This window comes from Amycolatopsis endophytica (assembly GCF_013410405.1).
GTDB lineage: Bacteria > Actinomycetota > Actinomycetes > Mycobacteriales > Pseudonocardiaceae > Amycolatopsis_E > Amycolatopsis_E endophytica.
On sequence record NZ_JACCFK010000002.1, the window covers coordinates 1,129,595 to 1,142,407 of the forward strand.

Annotated in this window: 10 protein-coding genes; 3 read left to right on the top strand and 7 right to left on the bottom strand. The window is 71.6% G+C overall.

Features of this window, described 5'->3' with window-relative positions:
* Nucleotides 1-45: 45 nt before the first annotated feature.
* Entirely contained in the window at nt 46-1,392 is a 1,347-nt protein-coding gene (locus tag HNR02_RS30930; RefSeq protein ID WP_179777168.1) for an LLM class flavin-dependent oxidoreductase, read from the bottom strand.
* Entirely contained in the window at nt 1,389-2,687 is a 1,299-nt protein-coding gene (locus HNR02_RS30935) for an MFS transporter (RefSeq protein ID WP_312861228.1), read from the bottom strand. The genes HNR02_RS30930 and HNR02_RS30935 overlap by 4 nt, the downstream gene beginning before the upstream one ends.
* Before the next feature lie 151 nt (nt 2,688-2,838).
* On the opposite strand from HNR02_RS30935, the gene HNR02_RS30940 reads away from it, so the two are divergent.
* The 3 genes from HNR02_RS30940 (at nt 2,839) to HNR02_RS30950 (ending at nt 5,439) form a co-directional block, all read left to right on the top strand.
* Nucleotides 2,839-3,729 (top strand): IS982 family transposase, encoded by an 891-nt coding sequence (locus tag HNR02_RS30940; RefSeq protein ID WP_179772098.1) that lies wholly within the window; start codon nt 2,839-2,841, stop codon nt 3,727-3,729.
* A gap of 38 nt (nt 3,730-3,767) precedes the next feature.
* Complete coding sequence (gene wrbA / locus HNR02_RS30945) at nt 3,768-4,373, top strand: NAD(P)H:quinone oxidoreductase (protein WP_179777169.1); 606 nt, start codon at nt 3,768-3,770, stop codon at nt 4,371-4,373.
* A gap of 112 nt (nt 4,374-4,485) precedes the next feature.
* A complete protein-coding gene (locus HNR02_RS30950; RefSeq protein ID WP_179777170.1) occupies nt 4,486-5,439 on the top strand; it encodes an EamA family transporter in 954 nt (317 codons plus the stop codon).
* A 25-nt stretch (nt 5,440-5,464) separates the two neighbouring features.
* Here HNR02_RS30950 and HNR02_RS30955 read toward each other — a convergent pair whose 3' ends face one another.
* The 5 genes from HNR02_RS30955 to HNR02_RS30975 all read right to left on the bottom strand — a co-directional run bounded on the left by HNR02_RS30955 (nt 5,465) and on the right by HNR02_RS30975 (nt 12,807).
* On the bottom strand, nt 5,465-7,087 hold the full coding sequence (locus HNR02_RS30955) for a substrate-binding and VWA domain-containing protein (protein ID WP_312861229.1): 1,623 nt from the start codon (nt 7,085-7,087) through the stop codon (nt 5,465-5,467).
* 70 nt (nt 7,088-7,157) lie between these two features.
* Complete coding sequence (locus tag HNR02_RS30960; protein WP_179777171.1) at nt 7,158-8,876, bottom strand: ribonuclease J; 1,719 nt, start codon at nt 8,874-8,876, stop codon at nt 7,158-7,160.
* Nucleotides 8,873-9,886, bottom strand: a complete 1,014-nt coding sequence (gene dapA / locus HNR02_RS30965; RefSeq protein WP_179777172.1) for a 4-hydroxy-tetrahydrodipicolinate synthase — start codon at nt 9,884-9,886, stop codon at nt 8,873-8,875. Before dapA ends, HNR02_RS30960 begins: the two co-directional genes overlap by 4 nt.
* Nucleotides 9,887-10,015: 129 nt before the next feature.
* The gene (locus tag HNR02_RS30970) at nt 10,016-11,494 is read right to left on the bottom strand and encodes a serine/threonine-protein kinase (RefSeq protein ID WP_179777173.1); all 1,479 of its coding nucleotides are present in this window, start codon (nt 11,492-11,494) and stop codon (nt 10,016-10,018) included.
* 74 nt (nt 11,495-11,568) lie between these two features.
* A complete protein-coding gene (locus HNR02_RS30975) occupies nt 11,569-12,807 on the bottom strand; it encodes an Nramp family divalent metal transporter (protein ID WP_179777174.1) in 1,239 nt (412 codons plus the stop codon).
* Nucleotides 12,808-12,813: the final 6 nt, after the last annotated feature.

Consider the following 12,813-nt stretch of genomic DNA (forward strand, 5'->3'; position numbering starts at 1 on the left):
CCGTGTTGGCCACTCCGGGCGCCGTGTTGGTCATTCCGGGCGGCGTCAGCGGCGGTGGGCCGCGCCCGGATGTGACGCCGCCAGCCTCGGGCCCGCTCCACCCAGCTGCTCTCGCAGCGTGCCGGACGGCGGCTCGGCCGGGACGCGGCCCCGGCGGCGCAGTTCCGGCACCACGAACCGGGCGAAGTCGGCGAACGTGCCGGGCGTGGTGACGTAGGCGAGGTTGAACCCGTCGACGTCGGCCTCCTCCACCCAGCGCTCCAGTTCGTCCGCGACCTCGGCACCCGAACCGGCGATCACCGGGCCACGGCCGCCCAGTCCGATGAACCCGGCCAGCTCACGCGGGGTCCAGGCACGGTCCGCGGTGGTGAAGGACGCCAGTGCCGACCGGTTGGCGTCGCCGTCCTGGTACGTCAGTGGCTCGTCCACCTCCAGCGAGGACAGGTCCACTCCCGTCCACCCGCCGAACAACGCGAAGGCACCGTCGACCGAGACCAGCGACTGGTACTCCCGCAGCTTCGCCGCCGCCTCCTCCGACGTCGCGGCCGCCACCGGCGTCAGCATCGTGAAGATCTTCACCGACCGCGGGTCCCGGCCCTGCTCGGCGACGCCCGCGCGGATCGCGTCCACCGACCGGCGCACCACCGAGGGCGAGGGCCCCGACACGAACACCGCCTCGGCGTGCCGGGCCGCGAACCGGACGCCCCGCGGCGACGCGCCCGCCTGGAACAGCACCGGCGTACGCTGCGGCGACGGCTCCGCCAGGTGCGGCCCCGGCACCGAGAAGTACTTGCCCTTGTGCCCGATGTCGTGCACCTTCGCCGGATCGGCGTACACCCCGCCGGAGCGCACGACCGCGTCGTCCTCCCACGAGCCTTCCCACAGCTTGTAGCAGACTTCGAGGTACTCCTCGGCGACCTCGTACCGCTCGTCGTGCGGAACCTGGGAGTCCAGGCCGAGGTTGCGCGCCGCACTGTCCAGATAGGACGTCACGATGTTCCACGCCACCCGGCCACCGGTAAGGTGGTCCAGTGTGGACAGACGGCGGGCCAGCGAGTACGGCTGTTCGTAGGTCGTCGACACCGTGACCCCGAACCCGAGCCGCGAAGTGACCGCCGCCAGGGCGGGCAGCAGCACCGTCGGCTCGTTCACCGGCACCTGGGCGGCGTCGGCGACCGCCGCATCCTTCGAAGCGCCGTAGACGTCGTAGACGCCGAGCACGTCGGCGAGGAACAGGGCGTCGAACCCGCCCGCCTCCAGCGTCCGAGCCAGGTCCAGCCAGTACGGCAGGTCGGTGTAGCGGTGCCCCTCGTCGTCCGGGTGCTTCCACAGACCCGCCGACTGGTGGCCGACGCAGTTCATGTCGAACGCGTTCAGGTAGATGCGGCTCATGCCAGCCCCTCCTCGTTGGTCTCCCGCGCGAACCACGCGGCGGCGAACGTCAGCACGGACAGCCCGGCGAAGTAGGCCACGATCAGCCACGGCCGCCCGTCACCCGCGACCAGCAGCGCCGCGGCGATCAGCGGTGCGAACCCGCCGGAGAGCACCGCACCGACCTGGTAGCCCAGCGAGGCGCCGCTGTAGCGCACGCGCGTGTCGAACAGCTCGCCGAACCAGGCGGCCTGCGGGCCGTACATCGCGTCGTGCACCACGTTGACGCCGAACACGATCGCCAGCACCACCGCCACCGCGGAACCGGAGTCCGCGGCCCAGAAGAACAACGCCAGCGCGACGATCCCGGCCACCGAGCCGAACAGGTACGGCGGCCGCCGTCCGAACCGGTCGGAGAGCAGGCCCCACAGCGGTGTGCTGACCAGCCCGATCGCCGAGGCGACCATCACCGCGACCAACCCGACCTGGCTGTCCTTGCCGAACGTGGTCTGCAGGTACGTCAGCGAGTACGTGGTCAGCAGCACGAACAACGCGATCTGCGACAGCCGCAGCCCGGTCGTCAGCGCCACGTTGCGTGGCTGGGTCCGCAGCACCTCGACCACCGGCAGTCGGGCGGTCTCCCCGCGTGCCCGCAGCTCGGCGAACGCAGGCGCGTCGGTCAGCCGCAGCCGGATCACCAGACCGATGACCACCAGCACGAAACTGAGCAGGAACGGCAGCCGCCACGCCCAGGACAGGAACGCGTCGTCCCCGGCGATCGCGCGCACCGCGGCGTAGACGCCGGTCGCGAGCAGCATGCCCGCCGACGACCCGAGCTGCGTGAAGCTGCCGAACAGGCCGCGCCGCCCGGGCGTGGCGTGCTCGACCGACAGCAGCGCGGCGCCACCCCATTCCGCGCCGACGGCCAGGCCCTGCACCAGCCGCAGCACCACGAGCAGCGCCGGCGCGGCGATCCCGGCCTGCGCGAACGTGGGCAGCACCCCGATCGCCGTGGTGGCGATCCCCATCAGCAGCAGCGCGCCGACCAGCACCGCCTTGCGGCCGACGCGGTCCCCGAGGTGGCCGGAGATGACGGCCCCCACCGGCCGCGCCCCGAAGCCGACGGCGTAGGTGCCGAACGCCGCGAGCGTGCCCGCCGTCGAGGACACGTTCGGGAAGAACAGCGGTTTGAACACCAGCGCCGTGGCGGTGGCGTAGAGGTAGAAGTCGTACCACTCGATGGTCGTGCCGATCATGCTGCCGATCGCGGCACTGCGGGGCGTCGTGCGGGGCGGGGACTGGGCGGTGGTCGTCACGTCCTCGCACCGTAGGAGATTCCCGAGCGTTCGCGGGCGACCTCTCAGATGCTGGAACCACCCCGGTGATCGCCTAGATGAGTGATTCCGTGAAGATCAGGTGAGGGGAGCCGCTGTGGGGGGTTGGGAGGAGGGTGTTCAAGATCAAACCGTGACGAAAGAACTGAACACCCTCCTGACCGCACTGTACGTGCTGATCGACGATCATGTGGTGCCACCCAGGGTCGGTCGTGGTCGGCGACCGGAGCTCACCGACAGTGAGCTGATCACGCTGGCTGTTGCGCAGGTGCTGCAGCGTTTTGACAGCGAGCGCCGCTGGATCCGGCACATCCACGCCAATGCCGAATGGCGGTCGATGTTTCCCGCCATGTTGTCCCAGTCCGGCTACCACAAGCGGTTGAAAGCCGCGCACCCGTTGCTGTGCAAAGCAATCCTCATGCTGGCCACGTGTTGCCCGTCCTGGTTCGACGACCTGTGGATTACCGACGCCACCCCCGTGCCCTGCGGAAGGTCGCGGGAAACAGTGAAACGCTCCGACCTGGCCGGACACGCCAGCTATGGCTACTGCGCGTCACACTCTCGGTGGTACTGGGGACTGAAGCTCTACCTCGTGTGCACCGGCGACGGTATGCCGGTCATGTGGTGCCTGGCCAACCCCAAACTCGGTGAACGCGAGGTCCTGGCCACCCTGCTCGAGCACAACCACGCTCTCCTCCGCCAAGGTCAAGTTCTGCTGGCAGACAAAGGTTTCGCCGGCCAGAAATTCAAGCAACTGACCGAGACGATGGGCCTGGAGCTGCTGCGCCCGGACCGCAGAGACGAGACCTACCGCAACGGCAACCTCGGCGGCGTCCGCCAGCGCATCGAGTCGGTCAACCACACCCTCAAAGGCCAGCTCAACCTCGAAGCGCACGGTGGCCGCACCCCGGCCGGGGTGTTCACCCGCGTCGCACAACGCCTACTCGCCATGGCCACCGCAATCTGGCACAACTGGACCACCGGCCTGACCAGCAAACGATCACTCACCGCCTACGACCACTAACACCAACTTCACGGAATCAACCATCTAGGGTGAAGGTCGTGACCACCCGTGTGCTCGTCGTCTACTACAGCGCCACCGGCAACACCGCGAAACTGGCCGCCGCGCTGGCCGGGGGCGCCTCCGACGCCGGTGCCGAGGTCCGCGTGCGCACGGTCGCCGAAACCGCGCCCGCCGAGGCGATCGCCACCAACCGGCGCTGGCAGGCGTGGGTCGATTCCGGCCCGCACGACGAGCTCGCCACCCTCGCCGACCTGGAGTGGGCCGACGGGTTCGCGTTCGGCAGCCCGACCCGCTTCGGCGGCCCGGCGAGCCAGCTCAAGTCCTATCTGGACACCACGGGTGGCCTGTGGGCGGGCGGGAAGCTGGTCGACAAGGTGGCCACGTCGTTCACCACGGCTTCGACCGCGCACGGCGGTCTGGAGGCGACGGTGCTGGCCATGAACAACGTCTTCTACCACTGGGGCGCGATCGTGCTGCCGCTCGGTTACGGGCATCCGCACCTGATGGAGACCGGCAACCCCTACGGTGGCTCGTTCGTGTCGCGGAAGTCGGCCGAGCCGGACAAGGAATCACTCGAAGCGCTGCGCCTGCAGGGCCACCGGCTCGCGACGATCGCCGGGTACGTGAGCGCGGGCCGCGCCTGAGCCCGGCGGTCCGGCCGCGCCGACAGTGACCGGCACACGAGTGGGACCGGTCGGACAAGGCGTGACGGAATTCCGGTACCGGCGTACCGGTCGCCCGCTTAGGGTGGGGTGAGTGGTCACCGAAGCACCGGCTCGTGTGTTCGTCCCGCATCGTGGGCGCGGCACGGCACTGATCGTCGTCTCCTCGGTCTGTTTCGGCAGTTCCGGCGCCATCGCCAAACCGGCGATGCTCGCCGGGCTGTCCCCCGAGCAGGTCGCGGCGGCGCGGATCGGGCTGGCCGCGCTGGTGCTGGTGGCCGGGGTGGCACTGTTCCGGCCGTCGCTGTTGCGGGTGCGCCGGACCGAGTGGCCGCTGCTGGTGGGTTACGGTCTGCTCGGTGTCGCGGGCGTGCAGCTGTGTTACTTCGTCGCGGCCGGGCGGCTTCCGGTCGGCATCGCGATCCTGCTGGAGTTCACCTCGCCGGTGCTGGTCGCGCTGTGGACGCGGTTCGTACGCGGCACGCGGCTGCCCGGGCTCATGTGGGCGGGCATCGCGCTGGCGATGACCGGGCTGGCGGGCGTCGCGCAGGTGTGGCAAGGGCTCAGCCTGGACGCGGCCGGCCTGCTCGCCGGTCTCGGCGCGGCGGTGTGCTCGGCGTCGTACTTCCTGCTCGGCGAACACGGGGTGAGCACGCGCGATCCGATGGGCATGGTCACCTGGGGCATGATCATCGGTGCGGTCGCGGTGTGCGTGGTCGCGCCGCCGTGGACGATGCCCGCGGAGATCCTCACCACCTCCGTCGAATGGGGCCCGTGGCAGCCGCCGGTGTGGCTGCTGCTGATCGCCGTCGCGCTGTTCTCGACCGTCCTGGCCTACGCGCTCGGCCTCGCCACGCTGCGCCATCTGCCCGCCTCCGTCGCGAGCGTCATCGGCCTGCTCGAAGCCGTCGTCGGCATCGCCACGGCGTGGGCGCTGCTCGGTGAGGCACTGGCCTGGCCCCAGCTCGCGGGCGCGTTCGTCCTCCTCTCGGGAGCGGTGCTGGTGCAGCTCAACTCGCCGAAGCCGCAGATCATGGAGGCTCCCTGACGGTGACCACCGCCGCGCCCGCAGCTCAGGTACCCGACAGCCGTGCCAGCGCGCCGTAGAACACGTCGGTGATCCGCGCCGCGTCGGGGGCCGCGAAAGCCTGTCCGCCGGTGGGGGTGGTGATCGCGGCGAGTTCGGTCATGTCGATGTCCGGGCCGATCCCGATGCCGACGATCGCGACCGGCCGGGCGGGGTCGGCCAGCTTCGCCAGCTCGGTGACCAGCGCGTCCCGGCTGATCCCGCCCGCGTCGTCATTGCGGCCGTCGGTCAGGACGATCACCAGGTTGAGCCGCCCCGGCTGCCATTCGGCGCCGGCCAGGCGGTAGGCGGCCAGCACCGTGTCGTACAGGCCGGTGTCGCCGTCCGGATCGGCCGTGATCGCCCGCAGCCGCTCCGCCGCGCCGGTCACGAGCTGCTCGCTCACCGGCCGCATCGGCAGCACCTCGCGGTAGTCCCGGTCGCCGTCGAGCCTGGTGGCGAACTCCCACACACTGCTCTCCGACGTGGGTTTGAACAACGCGAGCGCCCGCGCCGCGGCGTCGGTGGTCAGCTGCATCCGTGTCTGCCCACCGCTGCCGGGAACCACCTGGTTCATCGACCCGGACACGTCGATCAGCACCCGCGCCCGCGAACTCGTGTTGACCCGCGCCCACTGGCCGAGCAGCGCGTCCACGTCGGCATCGGTGGGCACCTCGGGTGAGGGCTGGGTGCGGTCGCTGACGTTCCGCGCGGTCCCGTCCCGCAGGTACCGGCCGTCCGGGGTGCGGAACCCGGCGTCGGCGAGCGCGTTGATGCCCTCCAGGCCGAGCAGCGCCGACCGCAGCGCCCCGGCGGCGGCACGCTGGGCCTCCCCCGCTCCGCCGAGCACCGCGAACGGGTAGTCCAGGGCGGGCGTCTGCGCCTGGTAGGTCGCGACCAGGCTGTCCGGGGCACCGGCCACGCTGTCACGCAGGTTGTGGCGCAGCAACGCGTTCTCCGACACCGGGAACCCGCTCACCGGCTGCGCCGGATCGGTCAGCCGCGTGAACAGCTCGTCGGTTGTGGACAGTGCGTTCGGCGAGAGGCGGCGCAGCGCGGCGGCGTAGGCGTCGGCCGACGGCAGCGCGGCGCGGATGCCGATCAACGCCGACAGGCCCGCCGGATCGCGGCCGGGATCGGGCACGCCGAGCGACACCGCGGTGTCGCCGAGCACGTCCGCCCACGTGGGCGTCCGTCCGGGCCAGCCGAGCGCGGTGGCGGCCTGCTCGGTCAGCGCGAACACCACCGGGGAGCTGGCGATGCTGGTGCCCGCCGCGACCTCGCCCGCGCCGACACCCCGCGCCCGCCGCAGCTGCAGCGTCGACTCCGGAACCCACACATCGGGCCGGACGGCACCGGCGAGCGACTGCGCCACCGCCGCCGAATCGACCGCGTTGACCTCGAACGCCGCGCACTCGGTCTGCGCCACCCGGCGCGCGACCTGCGCGATCGCCGAGGCCACACCGGGCGCGGCGGCGACCCGCACGACCACCGGCTTCGCACAGCCGGAACCGTCCCGCGCGAGATCGGCCGCGACCCAGCCGGCGCCGGCGAGCAGGACGAGCACACCGGCGATCACCCAGGCCCGGCGCGGCCGCCGTCGCCTGCCGGGTGACGAGTGTCGGCCCACCTCGCACCGCCTCCGCCGGATCGCCCGTGCAGCTGACCCGATCCAGGCTAACGGGTGTGACGTCGATTACCTACGTTGTCGTTCCGGCCTGTCCGTAGCTCACCGGGATGACGGTCGGCACGATCATCGGGCGGCGGCGGTAGGTCTCGGCGACCCATCGGCCCACCACCCGGCGCACGGCCTGGGCGATCCGGTGGCTGTCGGTGATGCCCTCCGCCTCGGTGCGGGACAGCTCCATCTCCACGAGCGGAACCACCGCATCGAGTGCCTTCGGATCGTCGGAGAACCCGCGCCCGGACACCGTCGGGGTGCTCACCGCGCGCCCCGTGGTCGAGTCCACGGCGACGTTGATCGCGATGAACCCGCCCTCGCCCAGCACCAGCCGGTCGGACAGGGTCGACTCGCCGACATCGCCGACCGACAGGCCGTCGACGTAGACGTGCCCGACCTCGACCCGGCCCGTCGTGCGCGCCCGCCCGTCGACCAGGTCCACCACCACGCCGTTCTCGGCCAGCACCACGTTCTCCGGCGCGACGCCGGTGCGGATCGCCAGCGCGCCGTTGGCCCGCAGGTGCCGCCACTCGCCGTGCACCGGCATGACGTTGCTGGGCCGGATCGCGTTGTAGAGGAACAGCAGCTCCCCCGCCGACGCGTGCCCGGACACGTGCACCTTCGCGTTGCCCTGGTGCACCACGTTCGCGCCGAGCCGGACCAGGCCGTTGACCACGCCGAACACCGCGGTCTCGTTGCCCGGGATCAGCGAGCTGGCCAGCACCACCGTGTCACCGGCCCGGATCGAGATCTGCCGGTGCTCGCCGCGCGCCATGCGTGAGAGCGCCGACAGCGGCTCGCCCTGCGACCCGGTGGAGACGAACAGCACCTTGGTCTCGGGCAGGTTGACGGCCTCGTCGAGGTTCATCAGCAGGCCCTGCGGGATGTTCAGCAGCCCCAGGTCCGCCGCGATGCCCATGTTGCGGACCATCGAACGGCCCACGAACGCCACGCGCCTGCCGTGCTTGACCGCCGCGTCGAGCACCTGCTGCACGCGGTGCACGTGGCTGGCGAAACAGGCGACGATCACGCGCTGGGTGACGTGGCCGATCACGTCGTCGAGCACCGGGCCGATGTCCCGCTCCGGCGTGACGAACCCGGGCACCTCGGCGTTGGTCGAGTCGATGCACAGCAGGTCCACGCCCTCGTCGCCGAGCCGGGAGAACCCGGCCAGGTCGGTCAGGCGCGAGTCCAGCGGCAGCTGGTCGAGCTTGATGTCACCGGTGTGCAGCACGACCCCGGCCGGCGTGCGCAGCGCGACCGCGAGCGCGTCCGGGATGGAGTGGTTGACCGCGAAGAACTCCAGGTCGAACGGGCCCACCGTGCGCCGCTCGGACTCGGTGACCTCGATCAGCTTCGGCCGCTGCCGGTGCTCCTTGCACTTGGCCTCCAGCAGCGCGAGCGTGAACCGCGAACCGTAGACCGGCAGGTCGGGGCGCATGCGCAGGAGGAAGGGGACGGCACCGATGTGGTCCTCGTGGCCGTGCGTCAGCACCAGCGCCTCGATGTCGGAGAGCCGGTCCTCGATCGCCCGGAAGTCGGGCAGGATCAGGTCGACGCCGGGCTGCTCGTCCTCGGGGAAGAGCACCCCGCAGTCCACGATCAGCAGCTTGCCGTCGTACTCGAACACGGTCATGTTGCGGCCGACCTCGCCGATGCCACCGAGCGCGACGGTGCGCAGGCCGCCCTCGGGCGGTGCGGGTGGGGTGTTGGTCGGTCCGGGTCCTGCCAAGCTCACCGGTGAAGGGTCCCAACGCTGGTGTGAGTGGTCGGCGCGACGTAGGCGGCCGCGGAGTCGGCCTGCGCCACCCGGGAACTGTGCCAGTCCGGCGTCGGCGACTCCTCGAGGGGCACCCCCGCCTGGGCGAGGTCGGTCGCGATCGCGTCGGTCTGCTCCTGCGTGGCGGGCACCAGCGGCAGGCGCGGGCCGCCCACCGGGTGGCCGCGCAGCGCGAGCCCGGTCTTGGCGAACACGACCCCGCCGACGCGTGACATGGCGCGGAAGACGGGCAGCATGCCGCGGTGGTTGGTGCGGGCGGTGGAGGTGTCGCCGTTCTCGTAGGCTTCGATCATGGCGCGGATGCGCCCGGCCACCACGTGCCCGATCACGCTCACCACACCGGTCGCGCCCACCGACAGCCACGGCAGGTTCAGCGCGTCGTCGCCGGAGTAGTAGGCCAGGTGGGTGTTGGCGATGACCTCGCTGCCGGCCAGCAGGTCACCCTTGGCGTCCTTGACGGCCAGGATGCGCGGGTGCTCGGCCAGCCGGCGCAGCGTGTCGACCTCGATCGGCACGATCGAGCGCGGCGGGATGTCGTAGAGCATCACCGGCAGACCGGTCGCGTCGGCGACCGTGGTGAAGTGCGCGTACAGGCCGGCCTGCGACGGGCGGGAGTAGTACGGGGTGACCAGCAGGACACCGTGCGCGCCGGCCTTCTCCGCCTGCTGCACCAGCTCGACGCTGTGCGCGGTGTTGTAGGTGCCGGCACCGGCGACGACGGTCGCGCGGTCACCGACCGCCTCGACCACCGCGCGGATCAAGTCCGCCTTCTCCTCGTCGGTCGTGGTCGGGCTCTCGCCGGTGGTGCCGTTGAGCACCAGGCCGTCGTTGCCCAGCTCCACGAGGTGCTCGGCGAGCTCCTGGGCCCGCTTGGTGTCCAGGGCGCCGTCCGCGTCGAAGGGCGTGACCATCGCGGTGAGCACGCGCCCGAAGGGCCTTCCGGGCGCTGCCGTAGGAGGAGCAGACATGCTCTGAAGGTACCTCCTCGGCGTGTGGATATTCGTGCCGACCTGCCGAAACGCGATGATCCGCTGCAAACAGCCCCGACCTGCCGGAGAATCGCTGGACCAGGTGATCGGCGGCCGTAACCTTTCGCGTCAGCGCACCTTGACGGTCACCGTGTCGGTGATCTGCCCGCCGCCCAGCTTGGACACCAGGCAGTAGACCGTGCGGGCGGGGTCGTCATAGGAGTTGTCCGGCCGGGCCGCCCACTGCGCCTGCGACGGCACCAGGGCGCGGTAGTTCAGCGTGGCGCGCTGGCCGTCGTCGATGGTGCCGGAGTGGAAACTCAGCGAGCAGAAGGACTCGGCGTAGCGCCGGAGCGCCTCGGCGCCGGGGTAGGCCACCAGCGTGGTGGTTTCGCTCGAACTCGCGTTGCCCAGACTGTCGATCTCGTCGTACACCTCGAGGTCGTGCGACTTGTCGCAGCTGACCGAGTTGTCCGAGCCGAGGCTGTAGCCGGGCTGGACCCGTCCGTTGTAGCAGTCGTAGGAGCTGCTCGGTTCGAAGCTCATGTCGCCGCCGGTGCCGTAGGTCATGGTCGGCAGCATCGCCTCGTCGGCGGACTCGGAGGCCCACCACTGCCCGGCGAGGAACCCGCCCGCGAGCAGCACCACCCCGAGCACCACGCCCGCGGTCACCCACAGCCCGCGGCGGCTCTTCCCGCCCGGCGCGGCCACCGTCCGCGTGGGCGGCGGTCCGTGGTGGACGGCGGTGCCGATCCCGCCGGGCGGAATGTTCCGCGCCGCGATGCCGAGCAGGTGACCGGCCTGGTGGTAGGAGATCCGGCCCTCCGGATTGGCCACCAGCAGGCCCATGATCGCCGACGCGAGCGGCCCCTGCACCCGGGTCAGGAACGGCACCTCGTTGACGATCGCGTGCAGGGTCGCCGCGGTGGTCGGCCGGTCGAAGGCCATCACGCCTTCGGCGGCCAGGTACAGCGTCGCACCCAGCGACCACAGGTCGGAGGCGGGCAGCGTCTCGTGCCCCTCCAGCCGCTCCGGCGCCATGAAGGCCGGGGACCCGACGATCATCCCGCTCGCCGTCAGCCGCGGGTCGTCGACCGCGGTGGCGATGCCGAAGTCGGTGAGCTTCACCCGGCCGTTGGCGCCGACCATGATGTTGCCGGGCTTGACATCGCGGTGCACGATCCCGGCCTCGTGCGCGGCCCGCAGCGCCGAGAGCACCTGCTGCCCGATCGAGGCCACCTGCTGTGGCGGCAGCGCGCCGTGCCTGCGCACCAGATCACCCAGCGTGGGCGCGTCGACCAGCTCCATCACGATGAACGTGGCCCCGCCCTCGGCGACGACGTCGAACACCGTGACGATCGCCGGGTCGTTGAGCCGTCCCGCGGTGCGCACCTCACGCAGCACCCGCTCGGTGAAGACGGCTTCGTCGGCGCCGCCGGGCAGCCGCAGCTCCTTCACGGCGACCGGGCGGCCGATGACCTGGTCCTGCGCCCGCCACACCACGCCCATCCCGCCGCGGCCCAGCTCGTCCAGGAGTGCGTACCGGCCGGCGACGACACGCGCGCCCGTCGCGGGTGGCGTGGTCTGCTGGGTCTGCTCTTCGGTCACCGTGGCTCCGGGGATCATGCGGTCGGGACAGCTGGATGCTAGTCCGACCGCGCCCGGCCCCGGCCGGTTCCCGGTCAGCCCGCGAAGGTGAGGTAGATCAGGGCGACGTTGAGCGTGATGATCACGGCCGCGATCACGCAGGCCAGCGTGGTGGTCACGCGGTGGTTGGCCGCGTCGCCCATCAGGCCGCGGTCGCTGGTCAGGCGCACCAGCGGCACCAGCGCGAACGGGATGCCGAAGGACAGCACCACCTGCGACACCACGAGCGCGCGGCTGGGGTCGGCTCCCATCGCGAGCACGACGACCGCGGGCAGCAGCGTGACCAGCCGCCGCAGCAGCAGCGGGACCCGCTTGCGCAGCAGGCCCTGCATGATCATCGCTCCGGCGTAGGCGCCGACGGAGGTCGAGGCGAGACCGGAGGCCAGCAGCCCGATCGCGAACAGCAGCGCCACCCCCGGGCCGAGCGCCTCCCCGACCGCCAGGTGCGCGCCCGCGATCGAGTCGACGCCGGACCGGCCCTGCAGGTTGGTCGCGGCCAGCAGCACCATCGAGAGGTTCACCGCGCCGGCGAGCAGCATGGCGAGGCCGACGTCGTAGCGCGTGATGCGCAGCAGACGCGACCGGCGGGCGCCCTCGACGTGACCGTGCCGGTCGCGGGCGAGCCCGGAGTGCAGGTAGACCGCGTGCGGCATGACGGTCGCGCCGAGCATCGCGGCGGCGATCAGCACGCTCTCACTGCCGGCGAACTTCGGCACCAGCCCGGCCGCCGCGTCCGCCGCCGACGGCGGTCCGACGAACACGCTGGCCAGGAATCCGACGGCGATGACCCCGAGCAGCCCGGTGATGACGCGCTCGAACGGGCGCTGGCCGCGCCGGTCCTGCACCAGCAGCAGGACCATCGAGACGACGCCGGTGATCACGCCGCCGAGCAGCAGCGGCAGGTCGAACAGCAGGTTCAGGGCGATCGCGCCGCCGACGACCTCGGCCAGGTCGGTCGCGATCGCCACCAGTTCGGCCTGCGCCCAGAACCCCAGGCGGCCCGCGCGCGGCATCCGCTCCCGCAGGTTCTCCGGCAGCGACCGCCCGGTGACCAGTCCCAGCTTCGCGGACAGGTACTGCACCAGGCCGGCCATCAGGTTGGCCGCCACGATGACCCAGACCAGCAGGTAACCGAACTGCGCGCCGGCGCTGATGTTGGAGGCGACGTTGCCGGGGTCGACGTAGGCGATCGCGGCGACGAACGCCGGGCCGAGCAGCATCGAGCCGGTGCGCACCCGCGCGAGCCGGGGTTTGAGCTGGTCCGTCAGCGCCATCCGTCC